We start from the raw sequence: 25,172 nt of genomic DNA, 5'->3' as shown, positions 1-25,172 counted from the left end.
TAGTTTTCTCTTAATGTTAGGCGGCGGCGCGCGGCAGACCAAATCTCAAGGTACCGCCGATTGCGCCCGGTACCGCCTACCTAACCGCTGTGTCCCGTTGCCCAGCACCTCGCGCGCCCGACAGCGTTGTCCTCGGTGCCCGGCCAGTTACCCGTGCTTGGGGTGTGGCGCGTTTTCGATGAGATTACGCGCCCAGTTCAATGTCCAGTCCGTGGACGTGGCGCCATCCAGATTCCAGAACTGGGGGGTGGCGTACATGGCGTGGACCGGCTGGCCCGCACCGCCGGCCAGCGTGTTGAGTGTATTCGGCAGGTTCGCGACGCTGAATGCCTCGTTCGGGGCGGCGCAGATCAAATCGCCGGCCGCGCAGATCTCGTTCGTCTTGCTGTTGAGGTCGCCGAAGCCGCCGGGCCGTGCGCCGGTCATCGTCAAACCGAGCCCCGACAGCACCGGCACCTCGTGCAGGGTGACCTCGGCGCCCTCGCCCGGCGGGTTGGGCCCGACGTCGTTGCCCACCCCCTGCTGGCGGCGGCCGTCTGCGATCAACGTCACGCCCAGCACCAGGTCGTCGTCGACGGGCCCGCGACCGTTACCGACATCGCTGGCGATGTCGCCGGCGATCACCGCGCCCTGCGAGAAACCCACCAGCACGTAACTGGTGAGCGGGCACTTGTTATTCATGTCGGTCAGCGCCTGGACCGCCGCGCGAGTGCCTTCGGCCCGGCTGTCGTTGTAGGACATCTGCTTGATGCCGCCCAGCGGATTGTTGAACTGCGCGGTGTAGGGAACGGTGTAGGTCAGCACCCGCGAAGGCGGAAACTGCTGGCTGATCGCGCCGGTCATGTTGTGCAGCAACGCATTCGGGAACTGCATCGGGTTGAGCGGATCGTCCTGCGGGGACGACTCCCACGTCCCGGGAATCACCATCAACTCCACGTCGGGACAGGAAGCGTCCTGCGAGGCCGGGCGGGGCTTGTGCGGATGCGTCGTCGTCGAGGACGGCGGCAAGATGCCGGGCGGGACCGCGCTGGGCGGACCTTCGGCGCTGCGCAGCATCGTCACCACGGCCACGATGACCAACAAGACGACCCCGGCCATGGACAGCGCGGCCACCCAAGCCAGGATTCGGCGGCGCTTGCGCTGGGCGTTCGTGGTCATGTTCTCCCGCTAGCAGAGTCGGTAGGTCGCAGCTTGTCACCAGGCAAGCGGTCATCCCGCCCTCTGCTGCTCAATACACGGTACCGGCTCGGCGCGCGGCGCCGTCCGTCCTGCGAGCGGGTCCGCGTGACTAGCGGATGGCTCCCACGATGTCGCCCGACATGGCGCCCAGCTGTCCCGACCACGAGCCCCAGCCGTTGTCGCCGCCGCCCGGGAAATCGAAGTGCCCGTTGTGGCCGCCGTTGCTGCGGTACTGCTGATAGAACATGCGGCTGTTGCCCATCGCCTCGCCGGCTTGCCCGATCATCGCGGCCGCATCTCCGGCCATGGTCGTCGGGCTCCAGACCCACACCCGGGTGTTGTTCTGCGCCAGCAGAGCGGAGTGCACGTAGGGGTCGTGCCACTTCCACCGGCCCAGCTGCGGGGCTCCCCACATGCCGTTGCCGTCCACGCCGCCGAACTGCTGCAGGCCGGCCAGGATCGAACCGTTCGTGGTGGTGTTCGACGGGTAGAGGAATCCCGACAGCGAGCCGGCGAAGCCGAAGCGGTCGGGATGGAAGGCGGCCAGCGCCATCGCGGCATAGCCGCCCTGAGACGCGCCCACGGCAGCGTGGCCGCCGGGTGCCAGGCCCTTATTGGCGGCCAGCCAGTCGGGTAGCTCGCTGGACAGGAAGGTGTCCCACTGCTTGCTGCCGTCCTGCTCCCAGTTGGTGTACATGCTCCAGGCGCCACCGGCGGGTGCGACCACGGAGATCCCCTTGCCGCCCAGCGTGCCCATCGCGTTGCCCGCGGTCACCCAATTGCTGACGTCGGGGGCGGCGTTGAAGGCGTCCAGCAGATAGACGGCGTGCGGACCACCCCCCAGGAAGGCGACCGGGATATCACGGCCCATGGCGCCGGACGGCACCATCAGCGTCTCGTAACTCGCCGCTGCAGCCTTACCCGTGATTCCTGCCGCCACACCGCCGAATCCGAGTGTCAGCGCGGCAACGCAGAGCACCCGCAGAAGCGTTGACAGACCCCGCACGCTACCCATGTCCACCCTCCATCGTGTAGTCGCTGTGTTTGCACAGTAACCACGGCCGAAGTACCGCCGACCCGCAGGGTAGTGAAACAAGTCACACCGCAAACGACTAACGGCGGAAACCCCGAAGGGTTCCCGCCGCTAATCGCATTGCTCTGAAGGTGTTACGTGCCCTGGCTCGGGGCAGCCGCGGCCGTGGCCGGGCCGGCACCCGGGGTCGCGCCCAGCGACGACTGCAGGTCGGGCAGCATGGCGTGCAGCTGCGCGCCCCAGTAGGGCCAGTCGTGGGTGCCGTTGGCGTCGAAGTTCCACACCGCGTTGTGGCCGCCGGCCGCGTTGTACGCGTCCTGGAACTTCAGGTTGCTGGTCCGCACGAAGCCTTCCAGGAACTTGGCGGGCAGGTTGTCGCCACCGAGGTCGGACGGCTTGCCGTTACCGCAGTACACCCAGATCCGGGTGTTGTTGGCGACGAGCTTGGCGACCTGCAGCGACGGGTCGTTGCGCTGCCACGCCGGGTCGCTGGACGGCCCCCACATGTCCTTCGTCTTGTAGCCACCGGCGTCGCCCATGGCCAGACCGATCAGCGTCGGCCCCATGCCCTGGGACGGGTCCAGCAGCGCCGACAGCGAGCCGGCGTATGGGAACTGGTCGGGGTGGTAGGCGGCGAGGATCAGCGCCGACGAACCGGCCATCGACAGACCGACGGCCGCGCTGCCGGTCGGCTTGACCTGCTTGTTGGCCGACAGGTATTGCGGCAGCTCACTGGTGAGGAAGGTCTCCCACTTGTATGTGGTGCAGCCGGCCTTACCGCAGGCGGGCGCGTACCAGTCGGAGTAGAAGCTGGACTGACCGCCGACCGGCATCACGACCGCGATGCCCGACTGGTTGTACCACTCGAACGCGGGGGTGTTGATGTCCCAGCCGTTGAAGTCGTCCTGCGCGCGCATACCGTCAAGCAGGTACAGCGCGGGCGCGTTGGCGCCACCGCTCTGGAACTGAATCTTGATGTCGCGGCCCATGGCCGCGGACGGAACCTGCAGGTACTCCACCGGCAGACCCGGGCGTGAGAACGCCCCTGCGGTCGCCGGGCCCCCCACGACGCCGATCAGACCCGATAGCAGGGCCGCGCCCACGGCTCCAACTGCGAGTCGGCGTGGCATACGTGCCACGGCGCCGCGAAACCTGTCAACAAACGTCATTCTTGCTTCCTCATCCTCTCGGCGCGCCCGTCATCGGGATGCGTCGTTGATTGGGGTCGAACTGCATGCGATCTAAGCGCAGCAGTGCTCTTGTAGTGAACCACACCAACCCTCGCGCGCTCTCATCGAGCAGATTCCGCAAACGCGCCTCCAACGAGGATTTCGAGGGGTTTTCAAGCCGGAAACAACGGCCGAAAACGGCATTTCCGCATGTGCCGGGCGGTGCACGCGCACAGGTGAAGGCGCAAATATGAATTTGCTGTCAGTGCGCGACCCGAAAAATTGTGACGAGTTCGCTATCTGTGAGATTTATCCGCGCAATGTTTACTCGCGGAGCGGCGGCGGAATCGGTTCCGGCACCGGTAGGCCGCACCTGGCGAGCTCGTAGAGCGGGACCCGATCGATCCGGTACCCGGTGAATGCGAAGGAGTGCAAGAAGTTTGAGACGAACCGGTGCAGCGACATCGGGGCGCGCACCGACGCCAGCACCGCCTTGGTCTCCGGACACTGCAGGGCCGCCACCGCCTGGGCGACCCAATTCGCGTCCAGGTAGCCCGGAATGCCCGGATACATCTTCACCCAGGGGCCGTCGGCGATCACCCAGTCCGGGAAGAGGTTCTTGTCATGCCCGATCCGGCCGTGCGTCAGACGCTGCGTGTGCTGAGCCAACGGGTTCGCCAGCCCGATTTGGTCGATCACCCGCACATCGAGCCCGACGTTCATGCCCAGCATCCCCAAGTTCGTGAAAAACACTGCATGTTGCGGCTTTTGCGGAGGTTTGCTGTCGGGAGGGCTGCCGGGAGCGGGTGGTGGCTGCTGCAGTTGGGGCACGATGTCCCACTGAATGTAGTTGCCGGACGGCAGCAACAACGCCCCGTCCGGGGTGTTGTCCAGCGCCGCCAGCACCGCCGCCATCCTCGGGTAATCGAGGTAATCGGCGGCGGTCAGCGGGTGCGCGTGACCGGTCGCCTGGGCATAGAAGCGGCGCTCGTCGACGATGCCGCTGTAGGTGACGTGGGTGGCGTCGTAACCCATCCCCGGCGAGTTTGCTGCCCACAGCGACCAGCCCGCGACACCGAGCCACAGCAGGCTGGCGGCACCGGCCAGCCAGTACCCCGTTTCGCGCGAGTAGTCCTGCCCGTCGGGGATCAGCACCGGGATCACGGCGACCGGGGCCAGCAAACAAAATAGGGGCGCCAGCAGCACTCGCGCGTGCATGAAATCGCCGCCCTGCCGGGTCCAGTAGAGGGCCTGCAGAAGTCCGCTCACCAGGACGAAGGCGACCGCCGCCGGCGGGCTTTGCACCGCCCGCGCCACCCGGCCGTAATTGGGCGCGAGCATGGGGCGCAAGAACGATGGCCGGCGCCGCGCCGCCATCAGCAGCAGCCCCAGCGGCACCAGCAGCAGCACCGGCAGCCACACCGCGTAGGGCGAGATGAAGTTCGACAGGTAGGTCATGCCCTGGGACCACTTGTCACCGGCGGCGTCCTTGGCCAGAGCCGTCCCGGGCACCAGCAGGCCGTAATAGCCCATCCGGAAGATCTGGTAGGCCACCGGAAGGAACCCGCCGGCCACCACGATCAGCACCCGGCGGCGCCAGGTCCGGGCCGCGATCAGCATCATGATCAGGGCCAGACCGCCCATCAGCGCCAACTCGGGCCGCACCAGAACACTGAATCCCGCGACAAACGCCAGCACCCCGAGGAACACGTCGCTATCCGGCCGGTTCCGCAGCGCCTGTGACCAGCGGACCATCATCCACCACAGCAACCCCAGATAGGCCAGCGTCAGCCCGCTCTCGAGCCCCGACGTGGCGAAATCACGTGCCGGCGGCAGCGCGATGTAGACCAGCGCCCCGGCGGGCAGCATGATCGCCCGACGTCCCCGCAGGCTGGGGGCGTAGAGCCGGCCGGCGCCCAGCATCAGCAGCGCCACGCCCGAGACGGACAAAACCAGCGCCAGCACCAGCGCCACGTACTCCATCCGCACCGGTCCACCGACCCAACTGCCGACGTACATCAGGTAGGTCCACGCCGTCGAGGTGTTCGCCTCGACCCGCTCGCCCTGGTTGAAAACCGGCCCATTGCCGGCCAACAGGTTGCGCACCGTGCGCAGCACGATCAGTCCGTCGTCGGCGATCCAGCGCCGCTCCCACGCTCCCCAACCGAACAGCACGGCGACCACCGCCACGCTCACCCACAGGCTGACCCGAACCACGATGTCGTACGGAAACGGCCGCCGGCCACCCCGCCCGACCCTCGGCCGCCGGCGCATCACCTCGCGCTTGATGGCCTCCAGACCCGGGCTAGCCGAAGGCAACGGCGGCACCAACTGTTGCGATCCACGCCAGGAACAGCAGCTGCAACACCCGGTCACGCAGCGCAATGTCTTCGGGCTCGCCGGCCAGTCCGCCGTCGACGTCGACCGCATAGCGCAGGATCGCGATCGTGAACGGGACCATCGAGACCGCGAACCAGGAACCCGAATAGCGGTCCCGCTCGAATGCCCACATCCCGTAGCACAACACCACCGCGGTCGCCGACATCGTCCAGACGAATCGCAGGTAGGTACTGGTGTAACTCTCCAGCGATTTGCGGATCGCCGCTCCGGTGCGCTCGGCCAACTGCAATTCCGCGTAACGCTTGCCGGCCACCATGAACAGCGACGCGAACGCCGCCGTCAGCAAGAACCATTGCGACAGCGGAATGTCGGTGGCCGCGCCCCCGGCGATGGCCCGGAGCAGATACGCCGACGACACGATGCAGATGTCCATCACCGCTTGGTGTTTCAGGCCGAAGCAGTAGGCCAGCTGCATCGTGAGGTAGACGCCCATCACCACCGCGAGGTTCGGCGTGAGCCACCAGGAAATCGCCAGGGAGGCCGCACCCAGCACCACGGCCAGCGCGTAGGCCAGCCATTCGGGCACCACGCCGGCCGCGATCGGCCGGAATCGCTTGGTCGGGTGCTCCCGGTCCGCCTCGACGTCGCGGACGTCGTTGATCAGGTAGATCGCGGAGGCCGCCAGGCAGAAGACCACGAACGCCACGCCGACCTTGGTCGCCACTTCGGCGTAGTCGTAGCGGACGCCGCGGCCGGCCGCGGCCACCGGAGCGGCCACCACCAACACGTTCTTCACCCATTGGCGCGGGCGCATCGCCTTGATCACGCCGGTGATCAGGTTCGCCGGAGGTTTTCCGGTCACCACGTCTTCGCTCATTTCGGCCACACCTATCTCGACTTTCTATCGAGCCAGAGTGCAAGGCGCGCGACCGCGGCGCCGAGCGCCACGCCGAAAGCAACGTCGCTGGGATAGTGCACGCCCAGCAGTATCCGCGACAAGGCCATCGGCGGAACCAGCACGGCGGGCAGCGGCAGCCCGGTGGCCCGGCCCATCAGGATGGCCGCGGTCGTCGTGGAGGTGGCGTGCGCGGACGGGAAGCTGAGCTGGCTGGGTGTGCCGACATTGACCGCGACGGCGGGGTCATGTGGGCGTTTGCGTCGCACCACCCGCTTGATCAACACGGCGGCCGCATGCGCGGCGAACGTGCCGGCCGCGGCCACCAGCCATTCCCGGCGGCGGCGCTCCCGCAACAGGGCGCCCAGCAATTCGACGATCAGCCACCCGACGCTGTGCTCCCCGAAGTGAGACATTCCGCGTGCGGTGGCCAACACCCCGGGGCGGTTAGCCAGTGCCGACTGAACGGCCACCATCGCGGCCACTTCGCCGCGTGGCACCGCCGATTCAGCCATGTTGGCTTGCTTCCGGGAGCAGCACCGTCTCCCACTTCTGCTTGCTGGACAGCACCGGCAGCGCGCCCCGGTACACCCGGCGCATCTCGTCGAACCGGCTCAACAGCTGACGCTGGCGGCGCAGCGACTCGAACAGCAGGCGGAACATCTTGCGCCGATCGCGCTGCCGGTAGACCACACCGCACCCGTCGGCAGTGGTGACCGTGACACCGTCGACGGTGCACAGCCGGAACCAGCGGGCATCCTGGGTCGGCACGTTGAACTCCGGGCGCTGATGGCTTTCCGGGTCGGCCTTGGTGGCGTTGTGCAATATCCCGCGCGCCAGCCGGTAACCGATGGACACCGGGTTCACCGGTGGCTTCATCGCCTTGCTCTGGTGCAACGGCGGGGGCAGCTCGCTCGCCGCGGGCAGCACGACGGCGTCCGGGTACTCCTTGCGCAGCCGATGCACTTCCGGTAGCCCCGATTCCAGAATCGAGAAGATGTGCTCCGGGCCGGCGAGGAAGTCGTCGATGGCCCTGTTCTGGATCGCAACTGTTGAATATTCAAGGCACGCAAGGTGTTTCAGGGTCGCCTTGCAGTGGCTGCGGACCAGGCCGGTGATGTCGCCATCCCAATGCAGCGCGGCGACCACCAGCCGGTTGCGCAGGTGGAAGTAGGCCTGCCAGTCGATCGCGTCGTCCTTGTCGCTCCACGCCATGTGCCAGATCGCGGCGCCGGGCAGCGTGACCGTCGGGTAGCCGTGCTCGCCGGCGCGCAGACCGTATTCGGCGTCGTCCCATTTGATGAACAGCGGCAGCGGCTGGCCGAGCTCCTCGGCGACCTGCCGCGGGATCATGCACGTCCACCAACCGTTGAAGTCGACGTCGATGCGACGGTGCAGCAGCGCGCTGCGCTCGTTCTTGTCGCCCAACGGGAATTCGGCGAAGTCGTGGTCGTACTCGGCGTGCGGCGCGGCGGTCCACATGAAGTTCGACTGGTTGACCACCTCGCCCATGATGTGCAGGTGCGACGGCTCCTGCAGGTTGAGCATCTGACCGCCGATCAGCGTCGGCGTCTTGGCGAAGCGGTTCATCGCCAGCACCCGCAGGATCGTGTCCGGCTCGATGCGGATGTCATCGTCCATGAACAGAATCTGTTGGCAGTCAGTGTTTTTCAGCGCCTCGTACATCACCCGGCTGTAACCACCGGAACCGCCGAGGTTGGGCTGGTTGTGGATGGAGAGCCGATTGCCCAGACCCGCGGACGCCGCCGCGAAGTCCGGGTGGTCGCGCACCTTACGGGTGCCCTGATCCGGGACGATCACCGCACCAATTACCTTGTCCACCAATGGGTCTGCAGTGAGATCGGCCAGCGCATTGACGCAGTCGGCGGGGCGGTTGAACGTCGGGATACCGACGGCGATGTTGGCCGTGCCCGGAGCGGGTTCGGTCGCATACCAGCCGCCGCTGACCAAGTTGACCGCGGTGTCGGTGGTGATGTCGAACCAGATCCAGCCGCCGTCCTCGAACGACTTGAGCGGCACCTCGATCTCGACGACGGCCGGCTGATCGTCGGTGCCGACGAATTGGCGGCCCTCCACCGAGATCCGCACCCCGGTGGCCTTGGTCCGGTACAGGTCGACGCGTCCGGTTCCGGTCAGCTCGACCCGCAGCACCACCGCGGCGCAGATCGACCAGCGGCGCCAATAGCTGGCCGGGAAGGCGTTGAAATACGTGGCGAACGAGACCTCGGACTCTTTGCCGATCTCCAGCGAGGTGCGGCTGGTCGCGTGCGCGCGCCGGGCGTTGGTGGTCGACTCCTCGAGGTATAGCTTGCGTACGTCGAGCGGTTCGCCCGGACGCGGCAGGATGATTCGGGACAGCAAGCTCACGGCGGTCATCAGCGCGCGCCTTCCTCTTCGACTAGGGCGACGCCGTCGCGCAGGTGTGGCGCGAGGGTGTTGTCGTACATGTTCAGTGCGCTGGCAATCGCCATATGCATATCCAGATACTGATAGGTGCCCAGCCGCCCGCCGAAAAGTACCTTCGAAGCGGCGGTCTCGGACTTCGCCCTCGCTCGATAGGCGGCCAACAGGGCGCGGTCGGCCTCGGTATTAATCGGATAGTAGGGCTCGTCGTCGTCCGCGGCGAACCGGGAGTACTCCCGCATGATCACCGTCTTGTCGGTCGGGTAGTCGCGCTCGACATGGAAGTGCCGGAACTCGTGAATGCGGGTGTAGGGGACGTCGGGATCGTTGTAGTTCATCACCGGCGTGCCCTGGAAGTCGCCGACGGGTAAGACCTCGAGCTCGAAATCCAGGGTGCGCCAGCCAAGCCGGCCCTCGGCGTAGTCGAAGTAGCGATCAAGCGGTCCGGTGTAGACGACCGGGGCGTCGGGGCTCTCGGCGCGCAGTTGGTCGCGGACGTCGAACCAGTCGGTGTCCAGCCGAACCTCGATGCGGTCGTCGTCGGCCATCTTCTCCAGCCACGCGGTGTATCCGCCGACGGGCAAGCCCTCGTAGGTGTCGTTGAAGTAGCGGTTGTCGAAGGTGTAGCGCACCGGTAGTCGGGTGATATTGGCCGCGGGCAATTCCTTTGGGTCGGTCTGCCACTGCTTGGCGGTGTAGCCCTTGACGAACGCCTCGTAGAGCGGCCGGCCGATCAACGAGATGGCCTTTTCCTCGAGGTTCTGCGCATCGGCGGTGTCGATCTCGGCGGCCTGCTCGGCGATCAGCTGCCGGGCCTGCTCGGGGGTGAAGTACCTGCCGAAGAACTGCGACACCAGGCCCAGCCCCATCGGGAACTGGTAGGCCTGCCCCTTGTACAGGGCGAACACGCGGTGCTGGTAGTTGGTGAAATCGGTGAACTGGCGCACGTAGTCCCAGACCCTCTGGTTCGAGGTGTGGAACAGGTGAGCGCCGTACTTGTGGACCTCAATCCCGGTCTGTGGCTCGGCTTCTGAATACGCGTTGCCGCCGATGTGCGAGCGCCTGTCGAGGACAAGCACCCGCTTGCCGAGTTGGCTGGCCACGCGTTCGGCGATGGTGAGGCCAAAGAATCCAGAGCCGACGACGAGGAGGTCAAAGCGTGCAGTCATCGGTTGCTTAGGGTATCCGACGCGACGGCCGCCGCCCCATTTGACGAGGCTGTGGGGTTGGAGTTCGAGCACGTGAAGACTGGTTTGCAGTGACCCGAATCGCACGTAACGCGCAGGGTCGCAAAAACCTCACGATTCAATATCACCACTCTAGTAACACCTTTCTCACTCGTACCATCGACTTTGTGTGGATCCCACCGGGTACGGACTGGCGGGATCCGCCGACACAACCGATGAATTGAGGAGACTTCCGTGCCGAACCGACGCCGTCGCAAGCTCTCGACAGCCATGAGCGCGGTCGCCGCCCTGGCAGTGGCGAGTCCTTGCGCTTACTTCCTTGTTTACGAATCGACCGCCACCAGCAAGCCGGTGGAGCACCACGATTTCAAGCAGGCAGCGGTCATGACCGACCTGCCCGGCGAGCTCGTGGGTGCACTGACCCAGGGTCTGTCCCAGTTCGGGGTCAACCTGCCGCCGATTCCCGCCCTGGGCGGTACCGGTACCGGCACGACGGGCCTCGGGACCACCGGTCTGACCAGCCCGGGTCTGGGCACTCCCGGCTTGGGCACCACGGGCCTGACGAGTCCGGGCCTGACCCCGGGTCTCACCAGCCCCGGCCTGACCCCGGGTCTCACTAGCCCGGGTCTGACGCCCGGTGCCGCCGCGCCCGGTGCACTGACGCCCGGCGTGCCCGGTACGCCGACCACTCCCGGCATGCCGACGATGCCAGGCGCGGGGCTGAACCCGGCGCTGGCCAACCCCGGGCTGACCAGCCCGGCCGGACTGACTCCTGGCGGCCTGGGTACCCCGGGCGAAGTGCCGATCAGCGCACCGCTGGACCCAGGTGTCGACGGCACCTACCCGATCCTGGGTGACCCGTCGACGCTGGGTGGCGGTTCGCCGGTCGGCGGCTCCGGCAGCAGTGGCGGGCTCGTCAACGACGTGATGCAGGCCGCCAACCAGCTCGGCGCTGGTCAGGCCATCGACCTGCTCAAGGGCCTCGTGATGCCGGCCATCATGCAGGCTCAAGGTGGCGCGGGCGCCCTGCCCGGTGCCGCGGGTGCCCTGCCTGGTGCGGCCGGCGCCCTGCCGGGTGCGGCTGGTGTCCTGCCGCATGCGGCCGCGGCGCTGCCGGGTGCCGCGGGTGCCCTGCCGGGCGCGGCCGGCGCCCTGCCGGGTGCCGCTGGTGCCCTGCCGGGTGCGGCCGCAGCGCTCCCGCCGGCGCTGCCTCCCGTCTAGAACTTCGGGGGTCCTGATTACCCGACGGCACCGCAGAGTCACCAATCCTCTGCGGTGCCGTCGAACAGTTTGGGCACGTGGAAACTCGTGTCGCCTCATTAATAACATCAGAAACACACGTAACATCAGCTGGTGTCGTCTCGTCGCCGCGCGCCAACGATGTTTTTCACCGCCATCGCGGCCACGGTTGTCCTCGTCTCGGCGGTCGCGGACTTAACCCGCGACCACGGCGCCCGCGCCGCCGCTCCGCCGGCGCACGACACCCAGCTCACCGAGCAGCCGCTGGTCGGGCTTACCGGCGGCGTCACGGTTCGCGAAGTCACCCAGGAGACGCCGTTTTCTCTGGTCGCGCTCACCGGCGACCTGGCCGGCACCTCCACCCGGGTGCGGGCTAAACGCCCCGACGGTTCGTGGGGGCCCTGGTATCAGACCGAGTACGAGACCGCGGCGCCGGACAACGGCCCGCCGGCCGGCGAATCAGCCCAGCCGGCCGGCCCGACCGAGGGACCCCGTAGCACCGATCCGGTGTTCGTCGGCACCACGACAACCGTGCAGATCGCGGTGACTCGCCCACTCGATGCCGCGCCTACCCTCGGAACACCGCCCGCGGCACCGGCCGACGATCTGGGTTACCGGCCCGCCTCCAGGGAACAGCCGTTCGGGCAGAACATCTCCGCGATCCTCATCTCCCCACCGCAGGCGCCGGCCAAGACGACGTGGACGCCGCCGTCCGGAGTCCTGATGCCCGGCCAGGCGCCGCCCATCATCAGCCGGGCGGAATGGGGAGCCGACGAAGCACTGCGATGCGGTAGTCCGCAGTACGACAACGGGATTCGGGCGGCCGTCATCCATCACACCGCGGGCAGCAATGACTACTCACCGCTCGAATCGGCGGGCATCGTCAAGGCCATCTACACGTACCACAGCAAGACGCTGGGCTGGTGCGACATCGCCTACAACGCGCTGGTCGACAAGTACGGCCAGGTGTTCGAGGGCAGCGCCGGGGGTCTCACCAAGGCGGTCGAGGGCTTCCACACCGGCGGATTCAACCGCAACACCTGGGGTGTCGCGATGATCGGCAACTTCGACGACGTACCGCCGACCCCGCTTCAGCTTCGTGCGGTCGGGCGGCTGCTGGGCTGGCGGCTGGGCCTGGACGGCGTCGACCCCAAGGGCACGGTGACGCTGGAGTCCGCCGGAAGCCACTACACCACGTATCCGGCCGGTGCCGTCGCGACGCTGCCGACCATCTTCACTCACCGCGACGTCGGCAACACCGACTGCCCGGGCAACGCCGCCTACGCGCTGATGGACGAAATCCGGGATATCGCATCTCATTTCAACGATCCTCCGGAGGAGTTGATCAAGGCGCTGCAGGGCGGCGCGATCTACCAGCACTGGCAGGAGCTGGGTGGCATGAACAGCGTGCTGGGCGCGCCCACCTCGCCGGAAGACAACGCCGACGGCGACGCCCGCTACTCCACTTTTGCCAAGGGCGCCATGTACTGGTCGCCCGTGACCGGAGCACAGCCCGTCACCGGCGCGATCTATGACGCCTGGGCCTCGCAGAGCTACGAACGCGGTCCGCTCGGCTTGCCGACCAGCGCCGAAATCCAAGAGCCGCTGCAGATCACGCAGAACTTCCAGCACGGAACGCTGAACTACAACCGCCTCACCGGCGACGTCAACGAGGTTCTCGACGGGATCACGACACCGCTGTCGTCGCAGACGCCCAGCGCCCCCAGCGTCCCGCCGGAACACTTCTCGCTGCCGACGCACCCGGACGCCTGACCGTAGGCCCCGAGCACACCGCCGCCGGCCGTACTAGTCTGCGACCTGTGCCCGAGACGCCGTATCTGAGCATCGATCTTGGTCAGGTGCGCAAGAACTTCCGGGCACTGCGCACCGCTTTTCCCCAGGCGCAGATCCGCTACGCGGTCAAAGCGAACCCCGCCGAACCGATCCTGCGCCTGCTGGCGGCGGAGGGCTGCGCATTCGACGTCGCATCGGTCGGCGAGATCGACACCTGCGTCTCCGCCGGGATCGACGGCGGCCTGCTGACGTTCGGGAATACCGTCAAGAAGCCCGCCGACATCGCCCGGGCATATGCGCGCGGGGTTCGGCGGTTCGCGTTCGACACCGGGCAAGGAATCAACGTCATCGCCGAGCACGCCCCGGGCGCTGCGGTGGAATGCCGTATCGCACCGGACTTTCCATCGTCGGTGACGCCGTTCGGGCACAAGTTCGGCTGCGCGCCCGATGCCGCGGCCGGGCTGTTGCGGCGCGCCCAGCGGCTGGGACTGCACACCGAGGGCGTGTGCTTTCACGTCGGGTCCCAACAACTCGACCCGACGGCGTGGCAGCTGGGAATACGTTGCGCCGCATCAATTTTCGCTGAGGTCGGCGAGCTCAGCACGATCAATGTCGGTGGCGGGTACCCGCTGGCGTATGCGGTCGGTGCACCGGACCTCGACATCGTCGCCGAGGCCATCCAGTCGGCACTGGCTCGCCATTTCGGCGCGAACCCGCCGCAGCTGGCCATCGAACCCGGGCGGGTGATCGCGGGTTCGGCCGGCATCATCAGCTGCGAGGTGGTGGCGGTGCGTACCGGCACCGATGCCCGGCGCTGGGTGTACCTCGACATCGGCCGCTACGGCGGTCTCGCCGAGACGGAGAATGAGTACATCCGGTACCGGCTTGCGACCGACCGCGATGGTGATCCCGTCGGCGATGCGGTCGTCGCGGGACCGACGTGCGACGGCGACGACGTGCTCTACCAAAGCTATCCGCTTCCGGTCACCCTGAGTCCAGGCGATCGGGTCGAGATCGCCGATGCCGGCGCCTACACCGCGAGCTACGCATCGGTGAATTTCAACGGATTCTCAGCGCTGCCAACGTATTTCGATGATCCTGCCGACAACCGATGGGAGATCGCCGAGCCGCTGGCGCCGGGGCTGACCCGAAGCTGGGAACTTTCCGAGGTCATCTGCGATGTCGACACCGAGTTCCAGAACCTGGTGATCGGCCGCACCCACCAAGGCATCTCGTTGTTCAGCGACGGCGAACGGCAGAGCACCGAATTCAGCCAGCTCGTCTATCACGAAGCGCTGCTGGTGCCGGCGCTGCTACTGGCCGGCGAGGTCAAGCGGGTACTCGTCATCGGCTCCGGCGAGGGCGTGGTCAGCCAGCAGGCGGTATCGGCAGGCGCCACGCACGTCGATCACGTCGACATCGATCGCGAAGCCGTCCGGCTGTGCGCGCAGTACCTTCCCTACGGCTACACCGACGACGAACTCCGCAGGGCGGAAACGGGATCCGGGCCGGTTGCCATGCACTACTGCGACGGCTGGGAATTCGTGGACCGCGCTACCACGTCGTACGACATCGTGGTGATCGATCTTCCCGACGAGCGCACCGAGCCCGTTCAGCACAATCGGCTCTACGAGACCGGCTTCCTGCAACGCTGCCGAGACATCGGTCGTGTGGTCGTCGCCCAGGCCGGCTGTCCTACGCTGTGGCGCAACGAATCACTGCACGCGTCATGGCAGCGATTTCGGGACACCTTCCCAACCGTCGTCTACTTCGGCAGCGACGAACACGAATGGGCGTTTCTTTCCGGGCTGACCGAAACCTGCGACCACCCCGTCGCGACGATGTCGGCGCGCTTGCCGACTCTGCCGTACCGCCCCCAGACGATCGACGCGGACACCCTGACCGCATCCACCGTGCCGCCAAAAAGCCTGCGGACCAACGACACCCGCTAGTTCGGCCGTCGCGTCAGAGAATCGCGACCGCCACCACGACGCCCAGCGCCACCTGCGACGCGGCCACCATCAGCGCCTCGTATTTGAACTCGTCGGCGTTGAACAACCGGTCCATGTCGATGCCGATCACCATGGTCGCGATCCGCATCATCACCACCTGCGCGATGATGCCCACCAACCCGAAGACCGCCGACCCCACCAGCCCTTCGGCCAGCTTTCCGGACGACGAATAGATCGCCAGCACCACAATGAGCGCCATGCTCACCATGCCCGCGGCGGACACGATGATCGCGTTCGGCTTTCCGACGTCGACCATCTTGCGCAGCGGCCCCGGCGTGGTGAGGTCGATGGCGTAGAACCCGACCAACATCAGCACCAGCCCGACGATCGCGTACAGGATGATCGCGCCCGCGCCACGCGCGAGCACATTCCAATAGCCGGCGTCCCAATAGCCCGAATTCAGCGCCACGATGGAAGGTGTCATCGATGATCAACTCCGTTCACTTGCTCAGAAGTCACTTCTGGGGGATCCGGTGTGGGACAAAGGCTGCGCCGTCGTCGGTGATCAGTCCCGCGGTCTCGCGGATGCCGAGACCGGCCGCGGTATCGCCGACGATCCACGCACCCAGGGCGGGACGCATGTCGTCGAATTCCGGCAGCGGGTCCAGCAGCTGATAGACGTACCCCTCTTCGCCGTAGACGCCACCGGTGGCGGTCTCCATGCCGGCGCCGACGACGCTGATGTTCGAGCCTTCCCGCCCCAGCTTGGGTTTGCGGACGTACTCGGTGAGCTCGTGCGGATCGTCGATGTAGGCGGGCAACAGGTTCGGGTGCCCCGGGTACATCTCCCACAAGATGCCCAGAATTGCCTTGTTGGACAACAAGGTTTTCCACAGCGGTTCGATCCACGCCGTCTGCGGCAGGCTGGAGACCACGTGCTTGCCGAACTCGTCGTCGAGCACCCATTCCCATGGGTAGAGCTTGAAGACCGCGTGAATCTGCGACTCTTCGAGATCGACGAAACGCTCCAGGGCGGAGTCCCAGCCGAGGTCCTCGATCGTCAGGCCGACGGTCTGAAATCCGGCCTCCGCCGCGGTTTCCTGCATATACGTCGTCGTGATCTGGTCTTCGCCGGTGGCTTCCACACCCGACCAGCTCAGGTGCAGCTCGTCGCTGGGCAGCAGGTCCCGCAGCTGCTTCCAGCGGTCGACGAGCTGCTCATGCAATGAGTTCCACTGGTCGTCGTCGGGAAAGCAGTCCTTGAGCCAATACCATTGCAGGATCGCGGCTTCCAGTAGCGTCGTCGGAGTATCGGCGTTGTACTCGAGCAGCACCGCGGGCCGTCGCCCGTCGTAGCGTAAGTCGAAGCGGCCATACACATGTGGGTCGTTGCGCCGCCACGATTCTGCGATGGGCTGCCAACTCCATTCCGGCAGACCGAATTCCGCGTAGCGTTCCATCAGGACGACCTGCTCGACGGCGTTCAGGCACATCGAATGCAGCAGCTCGACATCGGCTTCCAGCGCCAGGATCTCGTCCATCTCGAACTCGTAGTAGACAGATTCGTCCCAGTACGGCCGGTCGCGGCCCCTGGCGTCACGCGCGGGCGTCCCGTACACCAGGCCTTGCGATTCCACGATCGACGGCCAGTTCGGCCGCGGCTTGCGCTTGGCGCGCTTCACGAGCCGCTGCTCTTCCCGGGCGACGAGCCGCCCAGACCGCCGCGCGAAATGCTGGACCCCGACTTGGTGGTGATATTGGCGCCCTTGGGCGCGGTGGTCGACCCGCCGATCGGCCGGGAACCCACCGACCCCGAGCTGCCGTAGTAGTAGTGATACTGGTGCCCGCCGTAGAAGAAGAAGCCGTTGAGGCCTTCGGTGTGACCGGTGCAGTAGTTGTCCGGCACGATGACCGGCTGACCGTTGGGGTCTTCCTGGACGCATTGGGCGGTGACGTTCGGCGTCGACAACATCCAATATCCGAGGCCGGCCACCAGGCCCACCACACCGACGGCGGCCGCGGAGCCCATCAGCACCCGGCGCTGGCGGCGGCGCTTCTCCTCCGCCGCGACGCGCGCCTCTTCGAGCTCCTTCTGCTTTTTTTCGTACTTCGCCCGGGCCCGCTGTTCGGCGGGCGTGGGCGGGCGCGGCTTCGTGGTCGCCGCATCCTGGAATTCGATACTGCCGCCGGACGCGTACTCGTTCTCGGATTGCTCGGCATCACCACCGGTTTGCTTATCCGGCTCCGCCTTGTCGTCCGCGGGCTCGCCGCCCTTCGGCGGCTCAACTTCGGACCCCACTACCGGTCCTTCGACCCGGACAATTCGCCGGCGGCGGCGGCCTCACCCTTCGCACAAGCGAACACCTGACGAGGGGCAACGGGCCGAAAGGCGGGCACGCGGGCAGTCTGCCACATTTGCTACGGCTTCGGCAGAGATCACGCACCGGCGCGGCCGGCTAGCCCCACCATCGTTCCAGCACGCGTCCCACCCCGTCGTCGCTGTTGCGCGCGGTGACCTCGTCGGCGACGGCGAGCACCTCGGGATGCGCATTGCCCATGGCCACCCCGTGTCCGGCCCACCGCAGCATCGGCAGGTCATTGGGCATGTCCCCGAACGCCACCACTTCGCCGCTGACGATCTCCAGCGGCTTGGCGATCTCCGCGATCCCGGTGGCCTTGCTGACTCCCAACGGCACGATCTCCACCAGGCCGTTGTTGGTGGAGTAGGTGATGTCGCCCTCGATGCCGACGTGCTTGGCAAGCGCGGCGGCCATGTCCGCGCTGCGGGCACCGGCCTGGCGGATCAACAGTTTGATCGCCGGCGCACTGAGTAGGTCTTCGATCGACACCTCGGTGTTGTCCGGGTTCAGCCACGCGTGCTCGTAGCCCGGCGAGCTGACGAACTGCGGAGTCGCGGTGTCGTGGGCGCTTTGACCGATCCGCTCCACCGCCAGGCCGGCACCCGGAATCACGCGGGCCGCGAGCTCGGCCAATTCGGCCAGGGTGTCGACGGGCAGCGTGCGCGACGAGACCACCCGGTCGGTGGCGGGGTCGTAGATGACGGCGCCATTGGCGCAGACGGCCATCGGCGCGAACCCCAACTCCTCCACGATCGGACGTATCCACCGCGGCGGGCGGCCGGTTGCCACAATGAATTTGGCGCCCGCGGCGACGGCGGCGCACACCGCGTCACGAGTACGTGGCGTGATGGTTTCGTTGTCGTCGAACAACGTGCCGTCGACATCGCACGCGATGAGCGCCGGCCGCGAAGTCGGCGCCGTCATTGAGCCGTCACTCAGGCGATCCGCCCGTCCAGCCGGTCGCCCTCGTCAATGCCGTCCGCTTTGCGCGTCACCCGGGCGGGTCACCCCGTCGGTCCCGTACTTCTGGGCCCGCTGCTGCAGTTCGACCAGCCGGATCTGCTGGGAGTCATCGCGGTTCGGCGCGCTGCCGCCGAGGCGCTGCGGCACCCAGAACTCCCCCTCCGGATGCGGATACTCCTCCTGCACCCGGTAGAGCAACCCGTTCATCGCCGCACGCAGCGTCGCGTTGAGCTGCTCGACGGTGCCGTGCGGGGGAATCGGCCGTCCGGCCGACACCGTGATCGGAATCTTGTTGCGGAACACCTTCTTTGGATGATCCTTGGGCCAAATCCGGTGCGCGCCCCAGACAACCAGCGGGACGATCGGCACCTGCGCATCCAAAGCCATCCGCGCGGCCCCGGACTTGAATTCCCTGAGTTCGAAACTGCGGCTGATGGTGGCCTCGGGATGCATTCCGATGAGTTCGCCCGCGCGCAGTCGCTGCACCGCCAACGCGAAAGCGTCGTGCCCATTGCGGCGGTCCACCGGAATGAGCCTGGCGTGCTTGATCACGTAGTCGACGGCCTTCACGTCGGCCATCTCGGCCTTGATCATGAAGTACATGCGCCGGCCCCGTTCCCGCGCGGCGAACAGCGACGGGAGCCAGTCCAGGTAGCTGGTGTGGTTCTGCGCCATCAGCGCACCGCCCCGCTGCGGAATGTTCTCGAGCCCGTGGAACGTGAACTTGGTGCCGTTCATCGCGACCAGCGAGGGAACGATCAATTCCCCGAACCGGTAGAACCCCTCTGCCATGTCTTCTCCTTCGCTCTAAGGCTACTGGCGCGGAGTGCGATTGGCTGCTCGCGCCGCGGCCTCGTCAGCCTCGATCCGGGCCGCTTCGGCCATCGTCGGCGCCCCTCCGCCGAGCCGGTTCGGCACCCAGTACTCGCCGACCGGATGGGGATACTGCTGCTGCGCCTCGTGAAGCAGCTTGGTCATCGCGTCGCGCAACGCGTCGTCGGTCTGCGCGATGTCGTCGTCGGCGTGCAACGGCGGGCCGACCTGCACGGTGATCGGCACGTTGTGGCGGCCGATGCGTCGGGGATGGTCCTTCGTCCAGATCCGCTGCGCACCCCAAACGATGACGGGGACGATCGGGACGTCGGCTTCGCGGGCCATCCGGGCAGCGCCCGTCTTGAACTCCTTGAGCTCGAAGCTGCGACTGATGGTGGCCTCCGGATACACGCCGACCAGCTCCCCCTCGCGAAGCCGCCGCACGGCCACCGCATAGGCACCCGCCCCGGCGTTTCGGTCCACCGGGATGGTCTGCGTGCGCGTGATCAGGAAGTTGACCACCTTCACCTGCTGCATCTCGGCCTTGATCATGAACCGCAGCCGGCGGCCGCGCCGGCGCATGGCCAGCCCGGCCGGCAGCCAGTCGACGTAGCTGGTGTGATTGATGGCGACCACCGCACCCCCGCAGTCGGGGATGTTCTCGACCCCGCCGTAGCTGATCCTGGTGCCCGTGGCGAAGACTCCCAACTGGGACAAGATCTCCAACGTGCGATAGGTCGGCTCCGGCATCGGCAGCTACTCCGGCGCCCCCGCGGCCTGAGCCCGCCGTGCTGCCCGCGCGGCTGCCTCCTCGGCGTCGAGGCGGGCGGCGTCAGCCAGGGATGGGGCGCCGCCACCCAACCTGTGCGGCACCCAGAACTCGCCGGCGGGGTGCGGTCCGTACTGTTCCTGCGCCCGTTCCAGCAAATGCTGCATTCGCGAGTGCAGCAGTCCGCGCAATTCCTGCACGCCCAGGGTCGGTTCGATCGGCTCGCCGACCAGCACCATGATCGGCACCTTCGGGCGCGCGAGCTTTTTCGGGTGCCCCTTGGTCCAGATCCGCTGCGCACCCCAGACGATGTGCGGAACGATGGGCACCCCGGCCTCCACGGCCATCCGCGCCGCACCGCTCTTGCATTCCTTGATCTCGAAACTGCGGCTGATGGTCGCTTCGGGGTAGACGCCGACCAGCTCGCCGTCCTTGAGATTCCGGACGGCCGCTTCATACGATGCGGCACCGTCTTGCCGATCCACCGGGATGTGGCGCAGGCTGCGCATAATCGGACCGGTGATCTTGTCGTCGAACACCTCTTGCTTGGCCATGAACCGCACCTTGCGACCCAGGCCCTGCTTGTAGGCGGGCAGACCGGCGAACGTGAAGTCGAGGTAGCCGGTGTGATTGATCGCGATGACAGCGCCGCCGCTGGCCGGCAGATGCTCGACACCGGAGACGGTGATTTTCAGGCCCTGCATGCGCCAGATCGTGCGCGCAAGCAGGATCGCAGTGCCGTATACCGGTTCCACAGCTTCTGAGCCTAGTGGTCCCGGCCGTGAGCCGCCTGAAGTGGTGAAAAGAGGTGACCCGTGACTTTCCCGCCGTCACAGCCCCCGGTGCCCGCGATCGTTGGCCGCTTGGCCGCCGGCCGGCCCGTACGCGCGGTCTGGGTCAACGAGGACGACGGGGTGACTTTCCGGCTGGGCTCGGGCGCCTGGGGCCGGGAGTTCGTCAAGATAGCTAACGCGGCCGGCACCGACTTCGGCGGCGAAGTGCGGCGGCTGCGCTGGGCGGCACGGCACGTGGCGGTGCCGCGGGTGCTGGGATTCGGGGTCGACTCCGGCCATGCCTGGCTGCACACCCGCGGGCTGCCGGGCCTGTCCGCGGTGCACCCCCGGTGGCTGGCGGCCCCCGAGACGGCGGTGCGCGCGATCGGTGCGGGGCTGCGCGGCCTGCACGACGGATTGCCGACGGCCGCATGCCCTTTCGAGTGGTCGGCGACGAGCCGGCTGGCCGCGCTGTCCCCGGCCGCCCGGCTACGGGTCGGCGAGCCGCCGCCGGTCGATCGGCTGGTGGTCTGTCACGGCGACGCATGCGCACCCAACACGCTGATCGATGACGACGGCCACTGTTGCGGACACGTCGACCTCGGCGAACTCGGGGTCGCCGACCGATGGGCCGATCTGGCGGTGGCGACGCTCTCGCTGGGCTGGAACTATCCCGGCCGGAATTGGGAGACCGAGTTCTTCGCCGCCTACGGCGTCGAACCGGACCCGGCGCGCATCGCCTACTACCGCCGGCTGTGGCAGGCCTTCGATACCACCTCCGACGGCGCCTCACGCTAAGCTCGAAACGATTTCACGAACCATTCGAAAGGAATTTGTGCAGGTCACGAGCGTCGGCCACGCCGGATTTCTGATCCACACCCAAGCGGGCAGCATTCTGTGCGATCCCTGGGTGAATCCGGCCTACTTCGCGTCGTGGTTCCCGTTCCCGGACAACACCGCCCTGGACTGGGACGCGCTGGGCGACTGCGACTACCTGTATGTCTCACACCTACACAAAGACCACTTCGACGCGAACCATCTGCGCGATCACGTCAACAAGGACGCGGTGGTACTGCTGCCCGACTTCCCCGTCCCGGATCTTCGAAATGAACTGCAGAAGTCAGGGTTTCACCGGTTCTTTGAGACCAGCGACTCGGTCAAGCACCAAGTCAGCGGACCCAGGGGCGACCTCGATGTCATGGTCATCGCGCTGCGGGCACCCGCCGACGGCCCGATCGGCGATTCGGCCCTCGTCGTCTCCGACGGCGCGACAACGGTTTTCAACATGAACGACGCCCGGCCGGTCGATCTGGACATGCTGGCAACCGAGTTCGGGCACATCGATGTCCACCTGCTGCAGTACTCCGGAGCCATCTGGTACCCGATGGTCTACGACATGCCGGCCCGGGCCAAGGAGTCGTTCGGCACCCAGAAGCGGCAGCGCCAAATGGATCGCGCCCGCCAGTACATCGCCCAGGTGGACGCGACCTGGGTGGTGCCGTCCGCGGGACCGCCGTGTTTTTTGGACCCCGAACTGCGCCACCTCAACGACGACCACGGCGATCCGGCCAACATCTTCCCCGACCAGCTGGTCTTCCTCGACCAGATGCGCCGCCACGGGCACGACCGCGGCCTGCTGATGATTCCCGGCTCGGTCGCCGATTTCACTGGCAAGTCCTTGAATTCGCTGCGACATCCGCTGCCCGACGACGACGTGGAGGCCATCTTCACCACGGGCAAGGCGGCCTACATCGCCGACTATGCCGACCGGATGGCCCCGGTACTGGCCGCCGAGCGGGCCAGCTGGGCGCCCGCGGCCGGCGAACCGCTGCTGGAACCGCTGCGCGTGCTGTTCGAGCCGATCATGCTGCAAAGCAACGAGATATGCGACGGCATCGGCTACCCGGTTGAGCTGGTGATCGGTCCCGAGACCGTGATTCTTGACTTTCCGAAACGGATTGTGCGCGAACGTATTCCCGATGAGAAGTTCCGCTACGGCTTCGCGATCGCCCCAGAGTTAGTTCGTACCGTGTTGCGCGATCAGGAACCGGACTGGGTCAACACCATCTTCTTGTCCACCCGTTTTCAGGCATGGCGGGTCGGCGGCTACAACGAATACCTGTACACATTCTTCAAATGCCTGACCGACGAACGGATCGCCTACGCCGACGGCTGGTTCGCCGAGACCCACGACGACTCCGCGTCGATCACCCTGAACGGCTGGGAGATTCAGCGCCGCTGCCCCCATCTCAAGGCCGACCTGTCGAAGTTCGGTGTGGTCGAGGGCGACACGCTGACCTGCAACCTGCACGGCTGGCAGTGGAACCTGGAAAACGGTCGCTGCCTGACCACCCGCGGTCATGAGCTGCGGAGCCGCCGGGCATGAGCGACACCTACGACGATGGCCTGGTGCAGCTGGATCGGGCAGCGATCACGTTGCAGCGGTATCACTTTCCCTCGGGCACGTCGAAGATCATCGCGTTGAACGCGATCCGCGGCTACAAGGCTCAGCCGCTGGGCTGGTTCACGGCCCGGTTCACCTTCTGGGGCGGGACGGACCCGCGCCATTGGCTGCCGCTGGACGTGCAGCGGCCCTTGCGGTCGACGTTGGTCACTCTGGACGTTCCGGGAACCCGGCCGAGCCCCGCGTTCACCCCGGCGCGCCCGGACGAATTCATCGCCCTGTTCGACGAGCTGTTGGCCCGGATCGGCTAGCGGTCGTCCAAGGCCGCACGCGCGGCGTTGTAGCCCGGGGTGAACGTGATACCCGGTCCGCCGTGACAACCCGCACTGCCCAGGTACAACCCCTTGATCGGGATCGGTTGACCGAGAAAGCCTTTCGGCCCGGGCCGGTTGGGGCCGATCTGGTTCGCATTCAACAGGCCATGGCAGTAGTCCCCGCCGGGGGCGCCGAACATCACACCCATGTGCCGGGGCGTGAAGGTGGTGTGCCGGATGATGCTGCGCTCGAAATTCGGTGCAAGCCGGGTGATCTTGTCGATCACCCGCTGACCCATCTCGACCTTCGCCTGCCCGTAATCCACGTCGCCCTCGATCGGGAAAAACAGCGCGAACGCCGACGCGGCATGCTTACCCTCGGGCGCCAGGTCCGGGTCGTTCTGCGACGGGATCTGCAACACGACCGTCGGATCGGCCGGAACGATGCCGCGCCGGGCGTCCTCCCACTGCTGCTGGACTTCCTCGGGCGTGCAGAACAGGCCGATCGAGGCCTGCATGGCCGGCTCATTGAGCGCCTCGTAGGGCGCCGCGAATTCGGGGGCCTCGTCCAGCGCGAAGTGCATCTGTAGATAACTGCCGCGGTGGTCGATGCGCGCATAGCGTTCCCGGATATCGGCGGGAAGCGCTGCGGGATCGATCATCTCGTTGAGGGTGACGTCCGGCGCGATGCCGGAAACGACGATCGGGGCGTTGAACGTTTCGCCCGCCTCGGTGCGCACCCCGGTCACCTGTCCGTCGGAGACCAGAATCTCGGTCACCTTGGTACGCAACCGAACTTCACCGCCGTTGCTCTCCAGCACCTCGCGCAAATGCGCCGTGAGCGCGCCGATGCCACCGCGCAGCTTCTTCATCTGCATGGTGTTCCCGTCGGGAACACCGAGTCCGAAGGCCAGCGCCGCCGCGCTACCCGGCGTGGACGGGCCGCGGTAGAGCGTGTTGACGGCCAGCACGGTCATCGAGCCGCGGATCGCGCCGAATTTCTCGCGGTCGGGCAGGTAGCGGTCCAACACGTCGGTGACCGATCCGAACAACATATCGTCGATCGCCGAGCGCTCGAATTCGTTTGTGGCACAGGCGTACATCTCGTCGATGCTCTTGGGCGGCAGGCCGGCTTCGAAGCGGCCCAAGGCACGGGTCGGCGCCTGGGCCCAGCCCATCAGCCCCGCCATTCCGTTGACGGCCTCCGCCCCATGTACCTCATTGAGGTGGGTGAACAGCTTGATCGGGTCGCTGTACTGAATCAGCGGATCGTCGCCGACACCGCGCACCGCCACCGACATCACGTCCAAGTCGATCGTCGGCATGGTGTCCAGGCCCAACTCGCTGACCACTTCGAGTGAGGTCGGGAAGAGCACCGACCCGGCGATCTCGAACTGGTACCCGTCGAACAGCTCGACGGTGGACGCCATGCCGCCCGCATAGAGCTTGGGGTCCAGGCACAGCGTGTGCAGTCCCGCCTTCTGCAGCAGCACGGCCGCGGTCAGCCCGTTATGCCCTGCACCGATAACGATCGCGTCATAACCAGTCATGTCCCTGCCCTCCG

22 protein-coding genes are annotated in these 25,172 nt (G+C 66.7%); 6 read left to right on the top strand and 16 right to left on the bottom strand.

Annotated elements, in window-relative coordinates; translation table 11 throughout:
- Positions 1-147 precede the first annotated feature (147 nt).
- The 8 genes from LMQ14_RS00610 to glf form a co-directional block, all read right to left on the bottom strand.
- The gene (locus LMQ14_RS00610; RefSeq protein ID WP_267732956.1) at positions 148-1,158 is read right to left on the bottom strand and encodes a cutinase family protein; all 1,011 of its coding nucleotides are present in this window, start codon (positions 1,156-1,158) and stop codon (positions 148-150) included.
- A gap of 130 nt (positions 1,159-1,288) precedes the next feature.
- Positions 1,289-2,185: an esterase family protein gene (locus LMQ14_RS00605; protein WP_267735719.1), complete on the bottom strand. Its 897-nt coding sequence runs from the start codon at positions 2,183-2,185 to the stop codon at positions 1,289-1,291.
- Positions 2,186-2,346: 161 nt separating this feature from the next.
- A complete protein-coding gene (ag85B, locus tag LMQ14_RS00600; protein WP_267732955.1) occupies positions 2,347-3,381 on the bottom strand; it encodes a diacylglycerol acyltransferase/mycolyltransferase Ag85B in 1,035 nt (344 codons plus the stop codon).
- Positions 3,382-3,705: 324 nt separating this feature from the next.
- A complete protein-coding gene (aftB, locus tag LMQ14_RS00595) occupies positions 3,706-5,700 on the bottom strand; it encodes a terminal beta-(1->2)-arabinofuranosyltransferase (RefSeq protein WP_324291093.1) in 1,995 nt (664 codons plus the stop codon).
- On the bottom strand, positions 5,687-6,598 hold the full coding sequence (locus LMQ14_RS00590) for a decaprenyl-phosphate phosphoribosyltransferase (protein WP_267732953.1): 912 nt from the start codon (positions 6,596-6,598) through the stop codon (positions 5,687-5,689). Before LMQ14_RS00590 ends, aftB begins: the two co-directional genes overlap by 14 nt.
- A gap of 11 nt (positions 6,599-6,609) precedes the next feature.
- The gene (locus LMQ14_RS00585) at positions 6,610-7,131 is read right to left on the bottom strand and encodes a phosphatase PAP2 family protein (RefSeq protein ID WP_267732952.1); all 522 of its coding nucleotides are present in this window, start codon (positions 7,129-7,131) and stop codon (positions 6,610-6,612) included.
- Complete coding sequence (locus LMQ14_RS00580) at positions 7,124-9,013, bottom strand: glycosyltransferase (RefSeq protein ID WP_267732951.1); 1,890 nt, start codon at positions 9,011-9,013, stop codon at positions 7,124-7,126. Before LMQ14_RS00580 ends, LMQ14_RS00585 begins: the two co-directional genes overlap by 8 nt.
- Positions 9,013-10,209 (bottom strand): UDP-galactopyranose mutase, encoded by a 1,197-nt coding sequence (glf, locus tag LMQ14_RS00575; protein WP_267732950.1) that lies wholly within the window; start codon positions 10,207-10,209, stop codon positions 9,013-9,015. Before glf ends, LMQ14_RS00580 begins: the two co-directional genes overlap by 1 nt.
- 252 nt (positions 10,210-10,461) lie before the next feature.
- Here glf and LMQ14_RS00570 point away from each other — a divergent pair, with 252 nt between their 5' ends.
- From LMQ14_RS00570 to LMQ14_RS00560, 3 genes are all read left to right on the top strand, one after another.
- Entirely contained in the window at positions 10,462-11,448 is a 987-nt protein-coding gene (locus tag LMQ14_RS00570; RefSeq protein WP_267732949.1) for a PirG, read from the top strand.
- Positions 11,449-11,580: 132 nt separating this feature from the next.
- Positions 11,581-13,239, top strand: a complete 1,659-nt coding sequence (locus LMQ14_RS00565; protein WP_267732948.1) for an LGFP repeat-containing protein — start codon at positions 11,581-11,583, stop codon at positions 13,237-13,239.
- A 47-nt stretch (positions 13,240-13,286) separates the two neighbouring features.
- On the top strand, positions 13,287-15,212 hold the full coding sequence (locus LMQ14_RS00560) for an alanine racemase (RefSeq protein WP_267732947.1): 1,926 nt from the start codon (positions 13,287-13,289) through the stop codon (positions 15,210-15,212).
- 13 nt (positions 15,213-15,225) lie between these two features.
- On the opposite strand, the gene LMQ14_RS00555 is transcribed toward LMQ14_RS00560, so the two are convergent.
- The 7 genes from LMQ14_RS00555 to LMQ14_RS00525 all read right to left on the bottom strand — a co-directional run bounded on the left by LMQ14_RS00555 (position 15,226) and on the right by LMQ14_RS00525 (position 20,872).
- The gene (locus LMQ14_RS00555) at positions 15,226-15,696 is read right to left on the bottom strand and encodes a DUF350 domain-containing protein (RefSeq protein WP_267732946.1); all 471 of its coding nucleotides are present in this window, start codon (positions 15,694-15,696) and stop codon (positions 15,226-15,228) included.
- A gap of 31 nt (positions 15,697-15,727) precedes the next feature.
- Complete coding sequence (locus tag LMQ14_RS00550; RefSeq protein ID WP_267732945.1) at positions 15,728-16,894, bottom strand: glutathionylspermidine synthase family protein; 1,167 nt, start codon at positions 16,892-16,894, stop codon at positions 15,728-15,730.
- A complete protein-coding gene (locus tag LMQ14_RS00545) occupies positions 16,891-17,511 on the bottom strand; it encodes a hypothetical protein (RefSeq protein ID WP_267732944.1) in 621 nt (206 codons plus the stop codon). The genes LMQ14_RS00550 and LMQ14_RS00545 overlap by 4 nt, the downstream gene beginning before the upstream one ends.
- Before the next feature lie 157 nt (positions 17,512-17,668).
- Positions 17,669-18,496 (bottom strand): HAD family hydrolase, encoded by an 828-nt coding sequence (locus LMQ14_RS00540; protein WP_267732943.1) that lies wholly within the window; start codon positions 18,494-18,496, stop codon positions 17,669-17,671.
- 45 nt (positions 18,497-18,541) lie between these two features.
- The gene (locus LMQ14_RS00535) at positions 18,542-19,327 is read right to left on the bottom strand and encodes a lysophospholipid acyltransferase family protein (protein WP_267732942.1); all 786 of its coding nucleotides are present in this window, start codon (positions 19,325-19,327) and stop codon (positions 18,542-18,544) included.
- A 21-nt stretch (positions 19,328-19,348) separates the two neighbouring features.
- Positions 19,349-20,098, bottom strand: a complete 750-nt coding sequence (locus tag LMQ14_RS00530) for a lysophospholipid acyltransferase family protein (RefSeq protein WP_267732941.1) — start codon at positions 20,096-20,098, stop codon at positions 19,349-19,351.
- Between the two features lie 6 nt (positions 20,099-20,104).
- Entirely contained in the window at positions 20,105-20,872 is a 768-nt protein-coding gene (locus tag LMQ14_RS00525; RefSeq protein WP_267732940.1) for a lysophospholipid acyltransferase family protein, read from the bottom strand.
- Positions 20,873-20,932: 60 nt separating this feature from the next.
- Here LMQ14_RS00525 and LMQ14_RS00520 point away from each other — a divergent pair, with 60 nt between their 5' ends.
- The 3 genes from LMQ14_RS00520 to LMQ14_RS00510 are packed head-to-tail and all read left to right on the top strand — an operon-like array spanning position 20,933 to position 23,605.
- Positions 20,933-21,688 (top strand): phosphotransferase, encoded by a 756-nt coding sequence (locus LMQ14_RS00520; protein WP_267732939.1) that lies wholly within the window; start codon positions 20,933-20,935, stop codon positions 21,686-21,688.
- Between the two features lie 37 nt (positions 21,689-21,725).
- Positions 21,726-23,276 (top strand): Rieske 2Fe-2S domain-containing protein, encoded by a 1,551-nt coding sequence (locus LMQ14_RS00515; protein ID WP_267732938.1) that lies wholly within the window; start codon positions 21,726-21,728, stop codon positions 23,274-23,276.
- Positions 23,273-23,605, top strand: coding sequence for a hypothetical protein (locus LMQ14_RS00510; protein ID WP_267732937.1), 333 nt, complete (start codon positions 23,273-23,275; stop codon positions 23,603-23,605). The genes LMQ14_RS00515 and LMQ14_RS00510 overlap by 4 nt, the downstream gene beginning before the upstream one ends.
- Here LMQ14_RS00510 and LMQ14_RS00505 read toward each other — a convergent pair.
- A complete protein-coding gene (locus tag LMQ14_RS00505) occupies positions 23,602-25,158 on the bottom strand; it encodes a phytoene desaturase family protein (protein ID WP_267732936.1) in 1,557 nt (518 codons plus the stop codon). The two genes, LMQ14_RS00510 and LMQ14_RS00505, sit on opposite strands and share 4 nt — an antisense overlap.
- Between the last annotated feature and the right edge of the window lie 14 nt (positions 25,159-25,172).

The sequence above is a fragment of the Mycobacterium sp. Aquia_213 genome, assembly GCF_026625985.1.
In the GTDB taxonomy this organism is placed as follows: Bacteria; Actinomycetota; Actinomycetes; order Mycobacteriales; family Mycobacteriaceae; genus Mycobacterium.
The sequence above is the reverse complement of the archived record's forward strand: the minus strand, read 5'-3'. Positions and strand labels throughout refer to the sequence as shown.